The sequence below is a fragment of the Methylobacterium sp. NMS14P genome (genome assembly GCF_028583545.1).
Classification (GTDB): Bacteria; Pseudomonadota; Alphaproteobacteria; order Rhizobiales; family Beijerinckiaceae; genus Methylobacterium.
The window spans coordinates 362407-381738 of record NZ_CP087106.1 but is presented as its reverse complement, the minus strand read 5'-3'; the positions used below and the strand labels follow the sequence as shown (position 1 = coordinate 381738).

Genomic DNA, 19332 nt, shown 5'->3' with positions numbered 1-19332 from the left:
TATTACCCGTTGGCGGTCGCGCGGACATGCGCAAACAGACCGCTCCCGCCGCGCTCGATATCCTCGCGCACGGCATCCCGGGCCGCGTCCGCGTCGCCGCGGCGCAGGGCGTCGATGATGCGCCGATGGGGGTGCGGTTCCCAGTCGGGAACGCCGTCATCGTAGAGGTGCGACAGGATCGGGCCGCAGCGTACCCACAGCCGCTCCACGATCTCGTACAGGATCGGCATCTGTCCGAGCTTGCACAGCGTCAGGTGAAACTCGGTGTTGAGGTTCACCGCGCGCGCGAAGTCGCGGCTCGCGTGGCACTGCGAGATCTGCGCGTGGATCGCCTCCAGCGCGTCGACCTCGGCCGCGCGCTTGGCGGCCCCGGCGGCGGCGGCGCGCCCCTCGAGATCGGTGCGGATCGCCCGGATCTCCAGGAGCTGATCCAGGGTCAGCCGGGGCACGACGACGCTCCCGCGCGCGTCGAGGGCGAGCGCCTTCTCGGCGACGAGCCGGAGCAGGGCCTCGCGCATGGGCGTCGCGCTGATGCCGAACCGGGCCGACATCGGCCGAAGGCGCAGGCGCGTGTCGGGTCGCAACTGCCCGCGCATCAGCGCGACGCGCAGCTCGCGGTAGGCGCGCTCGCTCAGGCTCTCCTTGACGATCGGCCGGACCCAGTCCGGCAAAATTTCGCCGGTTTCCGTTTCGGCCGCCGGAGCGCTTGACATATTCCTCCCCTTCGACCGATGTTTGTTATAACAAATTACATGTCGCGTCGACGGCTCGCGCCGCGAGGCAGGCCGCCGGGCCGCGAGGCACGGCGGGGGACAGGGGACGGAAATGCTTGCGTTGCGCAAGGCGACGGCCGCCTTCGGAACGGACCTCGTCCACGTCGATGCACCCGCCGCTCCGGGGGCGGGCCGCGTGACCGTCGCGGTCGCCGCGGCCGGCATCTGCGGCAGCGACATCCACGCCTTCGAGTGGACGCCCGGCTACGCGTTCATGACCCCCTTCATGCCGGTCACCCTCGGCCACGAGTTCGCCGGGACGGTCCGGGCGGTGGGAGCCGGCGTGTCCGCGCTCGCCGTCGGCGACCGTGTCACCTGCTGGCCGACTGTGCCGTGCGGCGCCTGCGCGGCCTGCGCGGCCGAGCGGCCGCAGGATTGCCAGGGCCGGCGGATCGTCGGTCTCCACGCCGACGGGGCCTTCGCCGAGCAGGTCGTCGTCCCGGCCGACAATTGCCGCCGCCTGCCCGACGGGATGCCGCTGACCGTCGCGGCCCTGGCCGAGCCGCTGGCGGTCGCGGTCAACGCGGTGGACGTGGCGGAGGTCAGGCCGGGCGACCGCGTGGCGGTGCTCGGGCCGGGTCCGATCGGCCTCTGCATCGCCTTCGTGGCGCAGCACCGGGGCGCGGACGTGCTGCTCGCCGGTCTCGACGACACCGCGCGCCTCGACCTCGCCCGCCGGATCGGCATCCGCGCGACGGTCGATCTCGCCGGCGCCGGCCTGGATGACGCCGTTCGGCGCACCTTCGACGGAGAGGCCGACCGGGTGATCGAGGCGACGGGATCCGCCCGATCGGTGGTCGAGGGGATGGGCGTGCTGCGTTCGGGCGGTGTGATGGTGGTGGCCGGCATTCACTCGGGATCCCTCGATCTCGACCTGACAGACTTCGTGCGCAGCAAGAAGCAGCTGCGCGCGGCCCACGACACGACGGCGCGCGCCTTCGACGCCGCGCTCGCGCTCCTCGTGGCGCATGCGGGGACGCTGGAGGCTCTGATCACGCATCGACGCCCCCTCGCGGAAGCCCGGGCGGCGCTCGATCTGGCGCGCAGCCGGCAGGCCATGAAGGTGCTGCTTCTTCCCGAAGCGGTGGAGATCCAGGGGGCCGAGCGATGAGCACCACGATGCGAGCCGTGATCGCCGGCGGACAGGGCGGCCCCGAAGTCCTCCGGATCGTCGAGCGGCCCCGCCCGGAACCGGGCCCGGGACAGCTGCTCGTGCGCGTCGAGGCCGCGGGCATCAACCGTCCGGACGTGATGCAGCGCGAGGGCCGCTATCCGCCCCCACCCGGCGCCTCCGACGTCCTCGGGCTCGAACTCGCCGGTATCGTCGAGGCGCTCGGGCCCGGCGCGGGGCGCTTCAGGCCCGGCGACCGGGTGATGGCGCTGGTCCATAGCGGCGCCTATGCCGAGTGGGCCGTCGTCGACGAGGCGGTCGCGCTGCCCGTGCCGGACGGTGTCCCGGCGGTCGAGGCGGGGGCGATCCCGGAGACCTACTTCACCGTCTGGAGCAACGTGTTCGAGCGCGCCCGGCTGCAGGCGGGCGAGAGCCTGCTGATCCACGGTGGTTCCTCGGGGATCGGCACCACGGCGATCCTGCTGGCGAAGGCGCGCGGCGCCCGGGTGATCGTCACCGCGGGTTCCCCGGAGAAGTGCGCGGCCTGCCTCAAGCTCGGCGCGGACGCCGCCATCGATTACCGGCGGGAGGATTTCGTCGCCGCGGCCCGGGCCGCCACCGACGGGAGCGGGCCCGACGTGATCCTCGACATGGTCGGCGGCGCCTACATCGCCCGCAACCTCGACGCCGTGGCGGTCGACGGGCGCATCGCGCAGATCGCGTTCCAGCAGGGTTCGCGGGTGGCGGAGATCGATTTCCAGCCGCTCCTGATGAAGCGGGTGACGCTGACGGGCTCGACGCTGCGGGCCCGTCCGGTCGCCCTGAAGGCCCGCCTCGCCGATGCTCTCGCGGAGCATGTCCTGCCGCTGCTCGCGGCGGGGCGGGCACGGCCGCCGATCGATTCCGTGTTCCCCTTCGAGCGGGTCGCCGAGGCCCATGCCCGCATGGATGGGGGCCAGCACATCGGGAAGATCGTCCTGTCGATGGGCGACGCCGCGCGGGGGAGCCGCTGATGTCCGAGACGTCCGAGCGCGCCAACATGACCGGCGCCCACGCCCTCGCCGCGGCGCTCCACCGGCACGGTGTCCGCGACGTGTTCGGCCAGAGCATCCCGTCGGCGCTGTTCCTCGCCGCCCCGCATCACGGCATTCGCCAGATCGGCTACCGCACCGAGAACGCCGGCGCCGCGATGGCCGACGCCTACGCGCGGATCTCGGGCCGGGTCGCGGTGGTCGCGGCCCAGAACGGTCCCGCCGCGACCCTGCTGGTTCCGGGGCTCGCGGAAGCCCTGAAAGCGTCCATCCCGGTGGTGGCGATCGTTCAGGACGTCCACCGCCGCTTCACCGATCGGAACGCCTTCCAGGAGCTCGATCACCTCGCTCTTTTCGCGGGCGTCGCCAAGTGGGTGCGCCGAGTCGCGGTCGCCGAACGCCTCGACGACTACGTCGACATGGCCTTCGCGGCCGCGGCCTCCGGGCGCCCCGGACCGGCGGTGCTGCTGGTGCCGCTGGACCTGCTCGACGAGCGGCCGGACTTCGAGGCCGCCGCGCCGCGCCGGTCCGCCAGCCTCGGGACCTACCCCCTCGACCGCACGGTCGCCGATCCGGCCCGGGTCGCGGAGGCCGCGGATCTGATCGCCGCGGCCCGGCGCCCCCTCGTGATCGCGGGCGGCGGTGTCCACTCCTCCGGCGCCTATCCGGAGCTCGCCGCGCTTCAGACCCTCGGGCTGCCGGTCGCCACCACGGTGATGGGCAAGGGCGCCGTCGCCGAGACCGACCCGCTCTCCGTCGGCGTCGTCGGCTACTTCATGGCGCCGCGGTCGCGCTCGTCCCACCTGCGCGCGCTCGTCACCGAGGCCGACGTCGTCCTCCTCGTGGGCAACCGCACCAACCAGAACGGCACCGACAGCTGGTCGCTCTACCCGGCGGATGCCCGGTTCATTCATCTCGACGTCGACGGCGGCGAGGTCGGCCGCAACTACGAGGCGCTGCGCCTCGTCGGCGACGCCAAGCTGACCCTCGCTGCCCTCGCCGAGGCGCTTCGGCAGCGCGACCTGTCGGGGCTGGAAGGCCGCCGCGCGGCCCTCGACGACACCATCACCCGCGCCCGGGAGGCCCAGGCCGGCGACATGGCCCGCCTCGTCGACATGGGGGCCGTTCCGATCCGGCCCGAGCGGATCATGGCCGAGATCGACGCGGCGACGGATCCCGAGACGATCGTCGTGGCCGACGCGAGCTACGCCTCGATCTGGATCGCCAATTTCCTGACGGCGCGGAAGGCCGGCCAGCGCTTCCTGACCCCGCGCGGCATCGCCGGTCTCGGCTGGGGCCTGCCCTTCGCCCTCGGCGCCAAGGCCGCGCGACCGGACGCGCCCGTGATCTGCGTGACCGGCGATGGCGGCTTCGGCCACGTCTGGTCGGAGCTGGAGACGGCGCGGCGCATGCGGCTGCCCGTCATCGTCGTCGTCCTGAACAATCAGATCCTCGGCTACCAGAAGCACGCGGAGCTGAGCCTGTTCGGCGACTTCACCGACGTCTGCGATTTCGAGGCGGTGGACCATGCCGCCATCGCCCGGGCCTGCGGCTGCGCCGGAACGCGCGTCGAGCGCCCCGAGGATCTCGCGCCGGCGCTGCGGGACGCCCTCGCCGGAGGCGCCGTGACGGTGATCGACGTCATCACCGACCAGCGTGCGTACCCGCCGATCACCAGCTTCGAGGGCAAGGACGCTCTCGCCTACTGACGCCGCCGACCGGCCCGACGAGAAGGCGCACGAAGCGCCGGGCCGACGACTGACACGGGAGGAAACGATGAGAGTTCTGGCGCGTGCACTCGCCGCCGCCCTCGTGCTGGGCGCCGCGGCCCACTCGACGGCCGAGACGACGGCCCAGGCCGCCGACGTGAAGTTCGGCGCGCTCTACCCGTTCAGCGGCCAGCTCGCGCTCCTGGGCGAAGAGAGCGCGCGGGGCGTCGAGATCGCCGTCGACGAGATCAATGCCGCGGGCGGTGTCCAGGGCCAGAAGGTCGTCCTCGCCCGCGGCGACGCGGTCGACAACAACCAAGCAATCGGCGAGGCGCGCCGCCTCATCTCGCTGGAGAAGGTGGTGGCGATCTTCGGGTCCTACTCGTCCGCCCGCTCGATCGCCGCGAGCCAAGTGGCCGAGCTGTCGGGCATCCCGTATTTCGAGCTCGGCGCGGTGGCCGAGGAAGTCACCGGGCGCGGGCTGCAGTATCTCTACCGCACCAACCCGACGGCCGAGGACATGGCCAAGCTCGCGGTGGAGATGATCGTCAGCAAGGTCGCGGCCGGGCTGGGCAAGAAGCCCGAAGACCTGAAGATCGGCATCATCTACGAGGATTCGAGCTACGGAACGTCGGTGGCGGGCTTCCAGAAGAAGTTCGCCGCGCAGGCCAAGCTAAACGTCGTGACCGCGCAGGGCTACCCGGCCTCGACGGTCGACATGTCCTCCCTGGTCCTCGACCTGAAAGGACGCGGAATCGACGTCCTGCTCCAGACGTCCTACCAGAACGATTCCGTGCTGTTCCTCCAGCAGGCCAACGAGGCGGGGTTCAAGCCCGGCGCCATCATCGGCGGCGGCGGCGGATACTCGATGCAGCCCACCGCCGACGCGGTCGGCCACAAGGTCATCGAGGGCGTGCTCGACACCGACTTCACCCAGTATCTCGTCAACACGCGGTACACGCCCGGCATCGAGAACTTCGTCGCGGCCTACCAGAAGAAGTACGGCAGCGCGCCCCGCTCCGGGCACTCGCTCAACAACTACGTCGGCGCCAAGCTCATCCTCGAGGCCGTCGGCAAGGCGAAGGGCTTCGAGCCCGACACCGTCGTCAAGGCGGCCCAGGGCATCGACGTGAAGGACGGCGTCACCGCGGTCGGCTACGGGCTCAAGTTCGGCAAGAACAATCAGAACGAGCGCGCCGCGATGATGGGCATGCAGTGGCAGGGCGGCAAGCTCGTCACCGTCTATCCCGACAGCGCCGCCGTCGCGCCCCTGGAGATGCGCAAGTAACCGCGTCGCCGTCACGGAGATCGAGGATGGACGTCTTCCTCCAGGTGCTCGCCAACGGGGTGATGCTCGGCGGCCTGTTCGCGATTGTCAGCGTCGGGCTGACCTTGATCTTCGGCATCGTGAAGGTCGTCAACTTCGCTCACGGTGAGTTCCTGATGGTCGGGATGTACCTGACCTACCTCGCCGTCACCGGGCTCGGCCTGCACCCGTTCGCCGCCCTGATCATCGTCGTGCCGATCCTGTTCCTGCTGGGTGCGCTGACCCAGCGGTTTCTGATCCAGCCGCTGCTCGCCGCGGGCGACCACCACATCCAGATCTTCGCCACGGTCGGCCTCTCGACGGTCCTCATCAATCTCGCCCTTCTCGTCTTCGGAGCGGACATCGCCAACACGCCGCCGTCGGGCCTGCGCCAGCCGGTCCAGATCGGGCCGGTCCGGGTGCTCCTCGGGCAGGTGGTGATCCTCGGCGCGGCGATCGTGCTCGTGGCGGCGCTCCAGACGTTCCTGGCGCGCACCCGCACCGGGCGTGCGATCCGGGCGGTCGCCCAGAACCGCGCCGCGGCCGAGCTGATGGGCATCGACGTGAACCGGATCTACGCCCTGACCTTCGGCATCGGCGCGGCCTGCGTCGGGGTCGCGGCGGCGCTGATCGCGCCGCTCTACCCGACCTCCCCCAACAGCGGCACCTACTTCGTCCTGATCGCCTTCGTGGTCGTCGTGCTCGGCGGCCTCGGCTCGATTCGCGGCGCCTTCGTCGGGGCGATCCTGATCGGCCTGATCGACAGCGTCACGGGCTTCTACGTCGGCGCCGACATGCGCGAGGTCGCGGTCTTCGGCGTGTTCCTGGCGATCCTGATCCTGAAGCCGTCGGGCCTCTTCGGCCGGCAGTTGCGGCTGTCCCACGTCTCGCTGTGAGGGGACCGCGATGACCGATATCCCGATCCCCGCCGCACCGTCCGCCGGATTGTCCGTGTTCCCGCGCCGGGCTGCCGCGGCCCTGGCGCTCGTCCTCGCGTCCCTGGTGGCCGTGCCGGTCGCGGTCGGCAACCCGTTCATCTACCACGTCTTCATCACGATCTGCGTCTTCGCGGCGCTCTCGACCGCATGGAACATCGTCGGCGGCTACGCCGGCCAGCTCTCTCTCGGCCACGGCATCTTCTACGGGCTCGGCGCCTATTGCGGGATGCTGCTCGTCGGTGCCGGGACCAGCCCGTGGATCGGCATGGTGGCCGGCGCCGCCCTCGCCGTCCTGGTGGCGCTGGCGATCAGCTACCCGTGCTTCCGGCTGCACGGACCGTTCTTCTCGCTGGCGACCATCGCCTTCCTCGAAGTCTTCCGCGTGCTGGCCCTGCATTTCCGCGACCTGACCGGGGGTGCCACCGCACTGATGATCCCGCTGAAGTTCGGCTCGACGTGGATGGTGTTCCGGGACCGCTGGCCGCCGCTGGCCATCGCCTTCGGGCTCCTCCTGCTGACGCTGGCGGTCGCGTGGTGGATGCGGAGCCACCGGATCGGCTTCTACCTCGTCGCGACCCGCGAGCGGGAATCGGCCGCGCGCGCCGCGGGCGTGCGCACGGTGCGCGCGCGGCTCATCGCCGTGGCGGTGTCTGGGGCGCTGACCGCGATGGTCGGCACCTTCCACGCCATGTACCTGACCTTCATCGAGCCGGCGGCGATGTTCTCGCTGACCCTGTCGATCCAGATCGCGATGTTCGCGCTGATCGGCGGACTCGGCACGGTGTTCGGGCCGCTCCTCGGCGCGCTGCTCCTCGTGCCGATCACCGAGCTGGCCCGCGGCTGGCTCGGCGCCAAGGCCCTCGGGCTCCACGGCCTCGTCTACGGCGTCGTTCTGGTGCTCGTCGTTCTGTTCCTGCCCAACGGGCTGATGGGCCTCGTGTCCCGCTTCGCGCGGGCCGGGGCGGGCGGCCGCGGCGCGCAGGCGGCGTCGGTTCCGGCCGTTCTGCGGGCCCCGGAGCGGCCGGCGGTCGGCGCGGACCTGGTCCGGGTCGAGGGGCTGCAGAAGCGCTTCGGCGGCCTTCACGTTACCAACGATGTCGGATTCACGCTCCGGGAGGGCGAGATCCTCGGCCTGATCGGCCCGAACGGGGCGGGCAAGACCACCGTCTTCAACATGATCTCGGGCTTCCTCAAGCCCGATGCCGGCACGGTGAGCGTCCGCGCGCCGGACGGGACGTGGCACCGGCCGGCCCGGCCGTCGGATTTCGCGACGCTCGGCGTCGGCCGCACCTTCCAGATCGTGCAGCCCTTCGCGGCCATGACGGTCGAGGAGAACATCATGGTCGGCGCGTTCCACCGGCGCAGCGACGTCCGCGAAGCCCGGGCGGTCGCGCGCGAGACCGCCGAGCGGATGGGGCTCGCGCCCTGGCTCGGGAGCGAGGCGCGCGGCCTCACCATCGGGGGCCTCAAGCGGCTCGAGGTCGCCCGCGTGATGGCGATGCGCCCGCGCGTGCTGCTGCTCGACGAGGTCATGGCCGGCATCAACCAGACCGACGTGCGCCGCGCCATCGACCTGATGCTGTCGATCCGCGACACCGGCGTCAGCATCATCGCGATCGAGCACGTCATGCAGGCGGTGATGGCGCTTTCCGACCGGGTGATCGTCCTGAGTTCCGGGCAGATCATCGCCCAGGGCAGCCCGCAGGACGTGGTGCGCGACCCCGCCGTGATCGAGGCGTATCTCGGCAAGGAGTTCGCCCATGCTCACGCTTGAGCGCGTGGATGCCGGTTACGGCGCGACCAGCATCCTGCACGCCGTCTCGCTGGAGGTGCGCGCCGGCGAGGTGGTGACGATCGTCGGCGCGAACGGGGCCGGCAAGACGACGACGCTGCGGACCATCGCGGGCCTGGTGAAGCCCACCCGCGGCCGGATCCTGTTCGAGGACGAGGACGTAACCCGGCTCTCGGGCCACGAGATGGTGGCGCGCGGCGTCACCCTGATCCCGGAGGGGCGCCAGCTCTTCCCCGAGATGACGGTGCGGGAAAACCTGCTGATGGGCGCCTACCGCCGCGCGGCGCGCGAGCGCCAGTCGGAGACGCTCGCGGACGTGCTCGACCTGTTCCCGCGAGTGCGCGAGCGCCTCGACCAGAACGCCGGCTCCCTCTCGGGCGGCGAGCAGCAGATGGTGGCCATCGCCCGCGGGATGATGGCCCGTCCCAAGCTCCTGATGTTCGACGAGCCCTCGCTGGGCCTCGCGCCTATCGTGGTGGCGCAGGTCTTCGCGGTGGTCGACCGGATCGTGAAGACCGGCGCCACCGTCCTGATCGTCGAGCAGAACGTGTTCCACACGCTGCAGGTGGCCGACCGAGGCTACGTTCTGGAGAACGGCGAGATCGTCCTCGCCGACGCGTCCGCGGCCCTGCTCGACAACGACCACGTCCGACGCGCCTATCTGGGGATCTGAGATGACCGAGCGGCAGACGAACCCCGAGGCGATCGTCCGGCGCGCGAGCCACGCCGGACGGCGCGTCCTCGTCACGGGGGCCGGCCGCGGGATCGGCCGGGCGATCGCGGAGGGGTTCGGCGCGCGGGGCGCCCTGGTGGGCGTGGCCGACGTGAACGCGGACGACGTCGTGGCGACCGTCGCGGCGATCGAGGGCGGAGGCGGTCGCGCCCTGCCGCTGCGCCTCGACGTCGCCGACTACGCGGCGGTCGAGGCGGCCCTGTCGGAGGCCGCCGCCGCGATGGGCGGCGCGTTCGACACGGTGGTCAACAACGCCGGCATCTCGCCCAAGCACGACGGGGCGGCCCACCGGGTCTGGGAGATGGACCCGGCGGAGTGGAACCGCGTCGTCGCGGTCAACCTGACGGGGGCGTTCAACACCGTCCGCGCGCTGGCGCCCGCGATGTGCGCGGCCGGGCGCGGCTGGATCGTCAACATGTCGTCGGTGGCGGGCAAGACCCACTCGCCGATCGTCGCCTGCCACTACGCGGCCTCGAAGGCCGGGCTGATCGGGCTCACCAAGCACCTCGCGGCCGAGCTCGGTCCGTTCGGCATCCGCGTCAACGCGATCGCGCCGGGGCGGATCGAGACCCCGATGGTCCGGGCGGTGGGCCGCGCCGTCAACGACGAGCAGGTGCGCCTGACCCCGATGGGCCGCCTCGGCGCACCCGAGGAGGTCGCGGATCTCGCCCTCTACCTGACGTCGGCCGAGGCCAGCTTCGTCACCGGCCAGACCGTCGACGTCGCCGGCGGCCTCTACATGACGTGAGCCGGGACCGGTCGGGACGGGCGATGGACGGGAGGACGGCCATGAGCAGTGCGGTCACCGCGACCGGGATCACCGGGCGGACCCGGGTCTACGGGATCCTGGCGGACCCGATCTACCACGTGAAGGCGCCCGAGGTGATGGGGGCGCTCTTCGCCCGCCACGGCGTCGACGGCGTGCTCGTCCCGCTGCACGTGACGGCGGACGGGCTCGCCGCCGTGATGGACGGGCTGCGGCAGCTGCGCAATTTCGGCGGCTTCATCGCCACGGTCCCGCACAAGACCGCGATGACCGGCCTGTGCGACGCGCTGACCCGCGAAGCCGAGCAGATCGGGGCGGTCAACTGCGTCCGGCGGGAGGCGGACGGGCGCATGGTCGGCACGATGCTCGACGGGATCGGGTTCGTCGAGGCGCTGCGCGCGTCGAGATTGGAGCCGAGGGGCCGGAGCGCGGCCCTCGCGGGGGCCGGCGGCGCGGCGAGCGCCATCGCGTTCGCGCTCGCCGAGGCGGGCGTCGCGCGCCTGACGATCCTGAACCGCACCGCCGGCCGCGCCCGGGCGCTGGCGGATCGCCTGCGCGCCGCCTATCCCGCGCTGGCAGTCGCCGCGGAGGGCGCACAGGCGGAGCACGACCTCCTCGTCAACGGTACGTCGCTCGGGATGCGCCCTCAGGACGCCGCCCCGTTCGATCTGACCGCCCTCCACGCCGGCCAGTTCGTCGCCGAGGCGATCATGGATCCGGAGACCACGCCGCTGCTCGCCGCCGCGCTGGCGGCGGGCTGCCGCATCCAGAGGGGTCTGCCGATGCTGGAGCGCCAGATCGCCCTAATGGCCCGCCACATGGGTGCCCTCTGAGGCCGGATCCGGGGACTGAACTTGGGGCGCACCGTGGGATCGACCGACAACGACGCCGTCGCGGCGGGCGACTTCGACTACGTCATCGTGGGCGGCGGCACCGCGGGCTGCGTCCTGGCCAACAGGCTGACCGAGTCCGGGACGCGCCGGGTGCTGCTCCTCGAGGCGGGGGGACGGGCGCGCAGCCCCTGGGTCGCGATCCCAGCCGGGTTCAGCCGCCTGCTCCAGCACCCGTCCTACAACTGGCGCTTCCGGACCGAACCCGAGGAGGCGACGGGCGGCCGCGTGATCGCGGTTCCGCGGGGCCGAGGACTCGGCGGGTCGACGCTGATCAACGGCATGATCTACGTGCGCGGGCAGCCGCAGGATTACGACGCCTGGGCGCAGGCCGGGTGCCGCGGCTGGGGCTTCGCCGACGTGCTGCCCTACTTCCGCAGGCTCGAGGATTACGACGGGGCGGCCGATCCGCTACGCGCCCGTGGCGGCCCTCTGCCGCTCACGGAAGTCGCCGAGCGGCCGGCGATCGCCGAGGCCTTCATCGCCGCCGCGGAGGCGGCGGGACACCCGCGCAACCCCGACTACAACGCGGCGAGTCAGGACGGCTTCGGCTACTACCAAGTGAACCAGCGGCGCGGGCGGCGGGTCAGCGCCGCCGACGCCTATCTGCGGCCGGCCCTGGCCCGTCCGAACCTCGCCGTTGTGACCGACGCGCACGTCCTGCGGCTGACCTTCGACGTGGATCGGGCGAGCGGCGTCGCGGCACTGGTCGGCGGCCGCGAGCGGCTGTTCCGCTCCCGCGGGGAGGTGATCCTCGCCGCGGGCGCGGCGCAGACCCCGCAGATCCTGGAACTGTCGGGCCTCGGCGACCCGGCGATCCTTACCGGGCTCGGCGTGGCGGTGCGGTCCGCGCTGCCCGGCGTCGGTGCCAACTATATGGACCATTACTGCACGCGCATGAACTGGCGGGTCCGCCTGCCGGTGACGCTGAACGAGCAGACCCGCGGCCTGCGCCTCGGCGTCGCCGCAGCGCGCTACCTCGCGACGCGGCGGGGTATCCTGGCGCTGGGGACCGGTCTCGCCCACGGATTCGTGCGCACCCGACCGGGGCTCGACGGGCCCGACGTGCAGTACTTCTTCATGCACGCGAGCTACGCCAACGCCGCCGAGCGCAAGCTTGACCGCCTGCCCGGCATGACGATCGGCGTCACGCAGTTGCGGCCGGAATCGCGCGGGACGATCCACGCGGCGTCGCCCGATCCGCTCGAGCCTCCCGCCATCCGCCCGAATTTCCTCGCCACCGAGGAGGATCGCCGGGCGATGGTCGAGGGCATGAAGATCGCGCGTGCCATCGTCGGTCAGGCGCCGATGGCACGCTTCCGCGGGGCCGAGCTCAACCCCGGCCTGGACTGCCGGACCGACGCGGACTGGCTGGATTTCGCCCGCCGCGACGGCCAGACGATCTACCACATCTGCGGCACGTGCCGCATGGGCGGCGATCCGGGTTCCGTGACGGACCCGGGCCTGCGCGTGCGCGGCGTGGCCGGCCTGCGGGTGGCGGATGCTTCGATCATGCCACGCATCGTCTCCGGCAACACCCAGGCCGCCGTGTTCATGATCGCCGAGAAGGCCGCCGACCTGATCCGCGCCGATGCCTGATCCGGTCTGGCCATCGGACGCTTCGGCGCGTACGGCAGGACCGCGCCAACCTCGGCCGTACCGCGTCGGCCGCGGCCGGGTCTCGGCGTCGGCCCGCACTGTACGGCGCAGCAGATCTCACCTCGGGCGCGCTCGGCAAGACCGGCGGCAAAGGATCGACGTCATGCTCTACATGGTCCACATGCAGGTCAACATTCCGGCGTCGCTGCCGAAGTCGGAAGCGGATCGCCTCAAGGCTGAGGAGAAGGCCTACGCCGAGAAGCTCCAGCATGACGGCACATGGAGACACCTGTGGCGCATCGCCGGGCAGTACGCGAACTACAGTGTCTTCGACGTGGCCGGGAACGACGAGCTCCACCAGGTCCTGAGTTCGCTGCCGCTCTACCCGTACATGGCGATCAGCGTGACGCCGCTGGCGCAGCATCCCTCTGCCATCGCGGCCAACTGACGGGACGAGTGCCATGCCCTACATGATCGAGACCTTCGACAAGGCCGGAAGCCTGGACATCCGCAAGGCGAACCGGGCTGAGCACCTCGTCTACCTCGACCGGATCAAGGACCGGCTTCTGGCCTGCGGCGCGAAGCTGAACGACGACGGGAGCGACGCCGGCGGCGGCCTGTACGTCGTCGACGTCGAGACCCGCGCTGAGGCCGAGGCGCTCATCCACGCGGACCCGTTCTACAAGGTCGGGCTCTTCGAGCGCGTCGAGATCCGGCGCTGGCGCAAGGCCTACCTAGACGGCCGCAGCTATCTCTGAGACCGACGGGACGCGGCTTCGAAGGACCGCCGGCCTTCCGGCACGGAGCAGCCGCTCAAGAACAAGAGACTGGGGAGGAAACAATGATCCGTCGTCCTTGGATGGCGGCCGCCGCGTTCGGCGCCGCCGCCCTGACCGCCCTGCCAGCCTCCGCGCAGTACGCGGATGGCGGGATCAAGATCGGCATCCTGACCGACATGTCCGGCGGCTACTCGGATCTGGCCGGCCGCGGCTCCGTGACGGCCGCGCAGCTCGCGGTGGAGGATTTCGGCCGCCCGATCAACGGTCGAAAGGTCGAGCTGGTCTTCGCCGATCACCAGAACAAGGCGGACATCGCCTCGTCGATCGCGCGCCGGTGGTTCGATACCGAGGGCGTCGACGCGATCTTCGACACCAATTCCTCGGTTGCCGGGCTCGCGGTGCGCGAGGTCGCGCGCAGCAAGGGCAAGATCGACATCAACTCCGGCGCCGGCTCCATGGCGCTGACCAACGCCGCGTGCTCGCCGACGGGCGCCCACTGGTCGTGGGATACCCACTCGCTCGCGGCCGGAACCGCCGCGGCGCTGGCGGATGATCCGAAGAACACGTGGTTCTTCATCACGGCCGACTACACCTTCGGGCACGACCTGGAGGCGCAGGTCACCCGCGTCGTGAAGGCCAAGGGCGGCACGGTGCTCGGGTCGGTCAAGCACCCGTTCCCCAATCCGGATTTCTCATCCTACCTGCTGCAGGCGCAGGCGTCGGGCGCGAAGATCATCGGCATGGCCAACGCCGGCGCCGACACGATCAACACCATCAAGCAGGCGAGCGAGTTCGGCATCCTGCAGGGCGGGCAGAGGCTGGGCGGCCTCAACATCTTCCTGACCGACATCTACTCCGTCGGATTGCCGGCGGCGCAGGGCATGATCCTGACGACGGGCTTCTACTGGGACATGGACGAGCAGACCCGTGCCTTCGCGCGGCGCTTCGGCGAGCGGATGGGCGGCCGGATGCCGACCATGGTCCAGGCCGGCGACTATTCGGCGGTGCTCCACTTCCTGAAGGCGGCCGAGGCCGCCGGGACGGATGACGGCCTGAAGGTGATGGCCAAGATGCGCGAGCTGCCGATCCAGGACTTCTTCGCCCGCAACGCCACGCTCCGGCCGGACGGCCGCCTGGTGCACGACATGTACCTCGCCCAGGTGAAATCCCCGGCGGAGTCGACGGGGCCGTGGGACTTCTACAAGATCCTCAAGACGATCCCGGGCGACCAGGCGTTCCAGCCGCTCTCCGAGAGCACGTGCAAGCTCGTGAAGGGCTGACGCGCGTCTTCTGGACCGTCCCGGGCCGCGACGACGGACGACACCGGTGATCGCCGCGCGGTCGGTGGTGGACCCCTTGCTCGGGAGGCTGCGATGCGCGGCTGTCCGGACCGGGGTCGCCGCTCCTTCAGAGCGGCGCGACGCGGTCGGGACGGCCCTAGTGCGACGTGTTCTCGACCGCGGCGGCGAAGACGTAGCCGATCCCGCGCTCGGTCAGGATGAGCTTCGGGTCGCTGGGCCTGCGCTCGATCTTCCGGCGCAGACGCAGGATCTGCACGTCGATGCAGCGATCGAAGACGTCGTCGTGGACGCGCGTGACCTGCAGCAGGTACTCGCGGCTGAGCGGCCGCTGGGGCGCGTCGAGGAACGCCGCCAGGAGCGCGTATTCGCGCTTACCCAGGATGACCTCCTCACCTTCGGGATTGATCAGGCGCCGGCGCCGACGATTGAGGACCCAGCCGTCGAAGCGCCGGCACGGCGCCTCCGTCGGACGGGACGAGGTCTGCGCCGCGACGCGGCGGAGCACGACGCGGACGCGCGCCAGGAATTCGCGGAGGCCGTAGGGTTTGACGATGTAGTCGTCCGCACCGAGTTCGAGGCCGAGCACGCGATCGAATTCCTCGCAGCGGTGTGCCGTGGTCAGGATGACCGGAAGATCGCTCCTCGCGCGCAGATCCCGCAGCAGGTCGAGCCCGTTCTCCGCGCCCGGGCGGAGGTTGAGTACGACCAAGTCGAACTGCGACGGATCCGCGATCTGCGCGCGCGCTTCGGCCCGGGTCGTTACCGGCACCACGTCGACACCGTGCTCGCCGAGGTAGACGGAAACGTCGTGCTGCACGTCCGCGTCGTCATCGACGAGGAGGACGCGTAGGCCATGGTGCTGCACGGGCGATGCTCCTTCGGGGGCGTGGCCGTCGGGATCGGCGGAGAAGCCGCCCGAGGCTGTCCGGCCGCCCAGGAGCGGCCGGATGCGCGTGGTCTCGGTTCGCCGGCCGACCGGCCTGACCGGTCCTCCAACGAGGGGACGTCTCAGCGGCAGAGCCGCTCGTAGCGGCCCCGGACGGGGCTGAAGATCAGGCGGCAGTCGCCGAAGTAGCCGCCCGCCGGGCTCCACCAGCCATGGCCGCCGAAGCGGTGATGGTGGCCGTGGTGGACCCCCCCGTGGTGGAAGCCGTGGTGGAAGCCGCCATGGTGCCCGAAGCCTCCATGTCCGAACCCGCGCGCTTCGGCACGTCCGGGAACGGTCGCCAGAGCCGCGAGGGCGAGACCGGCCAGGATCGCGCTCTTCGTCGAGGTGGTCGTCATGAGATATCTCCCGTTGCGATGCAGGGACGATGCACCGGCCGGCCGGGGGCGACTGTGATCCGGGTCACAGAGTCGGCGCGAGCCTCGGCGCGGGCGACGCTCGCTCGGGGGTGGGGCTACGGCTCAGCCGCGCGCGGGTGGCTCAGCCAGACCTCGAGGGGCCGGCTGCGGCCGCGGATCGCCGCGGTTCGGCCCTCGAACGTTCCCTCCGACAGGTCGATCCCGGCCGCGTGCGCCAGCTCGGCGCTGAGCGCCAGGCGGGCATTGGCGTCCGCCGCGACCGCGAGCAGTCGGCTCGCGACGTTGACCGTGTCGCCCGTGGCGGTGACGTGCTGGTTGCTATCGCTCCCGAGGCGCGAGAGGATCACCGGCCCGTAATGCGCGCCGATGCGCAGGTCGAGGGCCGGGCCGGCCTCGGACAGGACCGGGCTGCGCGCGATCCAGGCACGCGTGCGGGCGATGAGCTCCTCCGCGGCCCGGACGGCGTGCGCGGCCTGATCCCGATCCGGATCGAGCGCGCCGAACAGGATCATGGCCCCGTCGCCCATGAAGTTCACGACGACGCCCCCGCGCAGTGTCACCGCCTCGTCCACGAGATCGTGGAATGTCTTGAGCATCGCCCGGGTCCGCACCGGGCCCAACTGCTCGCTCCGGCGCGTGAAACCGGTCAGATCGACGAACAGCACGGGGATGTCCCGCGCGACGGGCTCGGCGAGGTAGCCGGGATCGCGGGCGAGCCGCTCGGCCAGAGCGGCGGGCTGCAGCCGCCGGAGAACCTGCTCGGAGCGCGCCACCCGGGCGCTCTGGCGGCGCTCCAGCGTCTGGCGGCCCACCGCGCAGGCCAGCGCCGGCAATCCCACCGCCGCGAGCGGCAGCGCGGCGCTGAACCAGATGCCGTGCGCGAAGGCGACGGCGCCCGCGGCGAGCCATCCGGCCGTCGCGAGAAGCACCAGGATCAGGCCCGGGCCCGGCGGCAGGAGCGCGATGGCGAGCGTTGTCCCGACCGCCAGGAGGACGGAAGCCGCGGCGTCGCGCCGTCGGACGGCGGCGTCGCGCACGAGGCCGTCCCCCGTGGTGAGATGGGCGATGCCGGTCGCGAGGAGCTCGACGCCGGGCATGACAGGATCGAACGCGGTGGCGAAGGTGTCGCCGCCGCCGAGCGCGGTGACGCCGATCACCGCGATGCCGTCCGAGAGCGCCGCGGCCGGCGCCGTGCCGTCGAGGAGGGCGGCCGCGCTCACTGTCGCGATCGTGCGTCGCGGTCCGTAGGGCCGCAGCGGGAGGTGGTAGCCCAGGTCCAGGGGCAGCGCGCCTCCGCCAATCTGGACCCGGCCCTTGCTGAGCACGGGATCGCTGCGGGCCGCCAGGGCCGCAGCCCGCAGCACGAAGGATTCGGCGACGCCGTCGGCGGTCCGCACGACCAGCGGAAGATGGCGGGGTACGCCGGACGCGTCCTCGGCGACGTTGACGACGCCCGACGCGACGTCTTCGCCGAGCCTCGGTGTCGGCCGGTGGAGCGCGCTGGCGACCGGGATGCCGTCCTCGCTGGCGCTGCCGTCGAAGACGGCCGCCGAGGCCAGGATCGCGGTCGTCTTCCCGAGGGCGGCGGCGAGCGCGTTGTCCGCGTCCGGCTGCCGTCCCGCGTCGAGGAAGAGCACGTCGACGGCGATCACGCGCGGGCGCGCCGCCGCCACCCGCTCGATGATCCGCGCCATCGTGGCCCGGGAGACCGGGAAGCCGCCTTCCCGCCGCACCGTCGCGTCGTCGATCGCCACGACCGTGAGGTTGGCCGGCGGCGCTCGCGGGCCCGCGAGCCGCAGGCGCAGGTCCGTGAGGGCGGATTCGAGGCGGTCGAGAGGCGTCGCGCGACCGGCGAGGTGAAGCTGGCCGAGCCAGACGCCCCAGGCGAGCGCGCCGACCGAGGCGGCGAGCACGAGAACGAGGCGCGCCCGGCGGTAGGCACGGTCGGGCGGCGGAACCGCCGGTCGACCGGCCTCGCTCAACGCCCGAACCGCTCGAGAAGGCTCCTGACGCGCTCCTGGGGCCAGCGCCGGACTTCCAGAGGGTCGCGGCCGTCATCGACGTCGACCCCCTCGCCCGGCCCGAGCGTGACGGCGGTCTGCGGCGCATCGCGCCGGGCGACGTCGACCCGTCCCTGAGCCACGAAGACGGCGGTGCGCGCCCGGGTCACGTCGACCGCGTAGACCGTGCCCCGCACCGAGGCCACCGCGTGAGGCGTGAGGATCTGGAAGCCGTCCCGGCGGACGCGGCGGCTCGCCGGGATGGTGACGAAGACCGCGTTGCCGCCGATCTCGGCGCCCTTGAGATGCCCGTCGCCGTCCGGATCCAGGGGCCGCAGGCTGCCCGCGCGCTCGACTTCGAGGGTCAGGCCATCGGCGCAGTGCAGGATCCGCAAGGGCGGGTCGAAGCGCGTCGTCTCCGTGCAGCGCGTCTGCGCGGCGGCGCTCGACGCCGCGAGGGTGACGGCGGCGATGGCCGCCAGGCGCGCTGCGATTCTCATGCGATGATGCCCTGTCGACCCGGTCATGTCTGCGCCCGCGCGCCGAGCGCGACGAGGCGGTGTGAGGCCCGCACGGTGACGCGTGCGCGGCCGAGATCGATGAGGCCCGATCTCCGCCAGTCCTGCAGGACGCGGTTGACGCTCTCCCGGGCCGCGCCGACGAACGCCGCGAGTTCCTGCTGCGTCACCTGGATCTCGGCGCCGTAATCCTCCGACAGCATGATCAGGCGCCGGGCGAGGCGGATGTCGAGTGGCAGCAGCGTCGCCTCCTCCATGCGCGCGCTCATCCAGCGCAAGCGCTGGCACAGCAGACCGATGATCTGGACCGCCAGCGCGGGATCCCCGGCGAGGAGCTTGAGGAAGGCCCGCCCCTCCACGACGAAGAGGTCGGCCGGCTCGAGCGCCACGGCCTCGGCGGTCCGCGGATGGCCGTCGAGGAAGGCGATCTCGCCGAAGACGTCGCCCGGCCCGAGCAGGTTGAGGGTGACGGCGCGCCCGTCGTTGGAGCCGGCCCCGATGCGTATCTGCCCGCGCCGCACGGCGTAGAGGGCGTCGCCCGGGTCGCCCTTCTGGAAGAGGATCTCGTGGCGCGCGAGGCTGCGCGTCGTGCACAGGCCGGCGATGGTCTCGATCGCTTCCGGACCAAGCTCAGCGAAGAACGCGTTGGCCTTCAGGAACCGAATGAGCGTGTGCGGCGTGCTCACGACTGCATCTCTCCGGCCGTCGAGCCGGAGCTTATGCGCGTGTCGGGGCGCGATTAGCAAGGCTTACATCGCGGAAGCGGAGGATGATCATGGGC

General features: G+C 71.7%; 19 protein-coding genes. 13 read left to right on the top strand and 6 right to left on the bottom strand.

The genetic code is table 11. The features are described from left to right. Window positions 1–2: 2 nt before the first annotated feature. Window positions 3–713: a GntR family transcriptional regulator gene (locus tag LOK46_RS01755; protein WP_273562207.1), complete on the bottom strand. Its 711-nt coding sequence runs from the start codon at window positions 711–713 to the stop codon at window positions 3–5. 112 nt (window positions 714–825) lie between these two features. Here LOK46_RS01755 and LOK46_RS01750 point away from each other — a divergent pair, with 112 nt between their 5' ends. The 13 genes from LOK46_RS01750 to LOK46_RS01690 all read left to right on the top strand — a co-directional run bounded on the left by LOK46_RS01750 (window position 826) and on the right by LOK46_RS01690 (window position 14707). Continuing rightward, window positions 826–1884, top strand: coding sequence for a zinc-dependent alcohol dehydrogenase (locus LOK46_RS01750; protein WP_273562206.1), 1059 nt, complete (start codon window positions 826–828; stop codon window positions 1882–1884). Continuing rightward, entirely contained in the window at window positions 1881–2897 is a 1017-nt protein-coding gene (locus LOK46_RS01745) for an NAD(P)H-quinone oxidoreductase (RefSeq protein ID WP_273562205.1), read from the top strand. The genes LOK46_RS01750 and LOK46_RS01745 overlap by 4 nt, the downstream gene beginning before the upstream one ends. Then, window positions 2897–4624 carry an acetolactate synthase catalytic subunit gene (locus tag LOK46_RS01740; protein WP_273562204.1) on the top strand — a complete coding sequence of 576 codons (1728 nt, stop codon included), beginning with the start codon at window positions 2897–2899 and terminating at the stop codon, window positions 4622–4624. The genes LOK46_RS01745 and LOK46_RS01740 overlap by 1 nt, the downstream gene beginning before the upstream one ends. 67 nt (window positions 4625–4691) lie before the next feature. Then, window positions 4692–5912, top strand: a complete 1221-nt coding sequence (locus LOK46_RS01735) for an ABC transporter substrate-binding protein (protein ID WP_273562203.1) — start codon at window positions 4692–4694, stop codon at window positions 5910–5912. Between the two features lie 26 nt (window positions 5913–5938). Then, window positions 5939–6826, top strand: a complete 888-nt coding sequence (locus tag LOK46_RS01730) for a branched-chain amino acid ABC transporter permease (protein ID WP_273562202.1) — start codon at window positions 5939–5941, stop codon at window positions 6824–6826. A gap of 10 nt (window positions 6827–6836) precedes the next feature. Beyond that, the gene (locus LOK46_RS01725; protein WP_273562201.1) at window positions 6837–8642 is read left to right on the top strand and encodes a branched-chain amino acid ABC transporter ATP-binding protein/permease; all 1806 of its coding nucleotides are present in this window, start codon (window positions 6837–6839) and stop codon (window positions 8640–8642) included. Continuing rightward, on the top strand, window positions 8629–9333 hold the full coding sequence (locus tag LOK46_RS01720; RefSeq protein ID WP_020091696.1) for an ABC transporter ATP-binding protein: 705 nt from the start codon (window positions 8629–8631) through the stop codon (window positions 9331–9333). The genes LOK46_RS01725 and LOK46_RS01720 overlap by 14 nt, the downstream gene beginning before the upstream one ends. Before the next feature lies 1 nt (window position 9334). Then, window positions 9335–10141, top strand: coding sequence for a 3-oxoacyl-ACP reductase FabG (fabG, locus tag LOK46_RS01715; RefSeq protein WP_273562200.1), 807 nt, complete (start codon window positions 9335–9337; stop codon window positions 10139–10141). A gap of 41 nt (window positions 10142–10182) precedes the next feature. Beyond that, window positions 10183–10992 (top strand): shikimate dehydrogenase family protein, encoded by an 810-nt coding sequence (locus LOK46_RS01710; RefSeq protein WP_273562199.1) that lies wholly within the window; start codon window positions 10183–10185, stop codon window positions 10990–10992. A 33-nt stretch (window positions 10993–11025) separates the two neighbouring features. Then, window positions 11026–12648 carry a GMC family oxidoreductase gene (locus tag LOK46_RS01705; protein ID WP_273562198.1) on the top strand — a complete coding sequence of 541 codons (1623 nt, stop codon included), beginning with the start codon at window positions 11026–11028 and terminating at the stop codon, window positions 12646–12648. Between the two features lie 163 nt (window positions 12649–12811). After that, window positions 12812–13096: a muconolactone Delta-isomerase gene (catC, locus tag LOK46_RS01700; RefSeq protein ID WP_273562197.1), complete on the top strand. Its 285-nt coding sequence runs from the start codon at window positions 12812–12814 to the stop codon at window positions 13094–13096. 13 nt (window positions 13097–13109) lie between these two features. Then, complete coding sequence (locus tag LOK46_RS01695; protein ID WP_273562196.1) at window positions 13110–13406, top strand: YciI family protein; 297 nt, start codon at window positions 13110–13112, stop codon at window positions 13404–13406. A gap of 83 nt (window positions 13407–13489) precedes the next feature. Then, a complete protein-coding gene (locus LOK46_RS01690) occupies window positions 13490–14707 on the top strand; it encodes an ABC transporter substrate-binding protein (protein WP_273562195.1) in 1218 nt (405 codons plus the stop codon). A 157-nt stretch (window positions 14708–14864) separates the two neighbouring features. Here LOK46_RS01690 and LOK46_RS01685 read toward each other — a convergent pair whose 3' ends face one another. The 5 genes from LOK46_RS01685 to LOK46_RS01665 all read right to left on the bottom strand — a co-directional run bounded on the left by LOK46_RS01685 (window position 14865) and on the right by LOK46_RS01665 (window position 19237). Next, the gene (locus LOK46_RS01685; RefSeq protein WP_273562194.1) at window positions 14865–15593 is read right to left on the bottom strand and encodes a winged helix-turn-helix domain-containing protein; all 729 of its coding nucleotides are present in this window, start codon (window positions 15591–15593) and stop codon (window positions 14865–14867) included. A gap of 143 nt (window positions 15594–15736) precedes the next feature. Then, window positions 15737–16012 (bottom strand): hypothetical protein, encoded by a 276-nt coding sequence (locus LOK46_RS01680; protein ID WP_273562193.1) that lies wholly within the window; start codon window positions 16010–16012, stop codon window positions 15737–15739. Between the two features lie 116 nt (window positions 16013–16128). Continuing rightward, entirely contained in the window at window positions 16129–18015 is a 1887-nt protein-coding gene (locus tag LOK46_RS01675) for a CHASE2 domain-containing protein (RefSeq protein WP_273562192.1), read from the bottom strand. Continuing rightward, on the bottom strand, window positions 18012–18533 hold the full coding sequence (locus LOK46_RS01670) for a FecR domain-containing protein (protein WP_273562191.1): 522 nt from the start codon (window positions 18531–18533) through the stop codon (window positions 18012–18014). The genes LOK46_RS01675 and LOK46_RS01670 overlap by 4 nt, the downstream gene beginning before the upstream one ends. Window positions 18534–18556: 23 nt before the next feature. Further along, the gene (locus tag LOK46_RS01665; protein WP_273562190.1) at window positions 18557–19237 is read right to left on the bottom strand and encodes a Crp/Fnr family transcriptional regulator; all 681 of its coding nucleotides are present in this window, start codon (window positions 19235–19237) and stop codon (window positions 18557–18559) included. Window positions 19238–19332 lie beyond the last annotated feature (95 nt).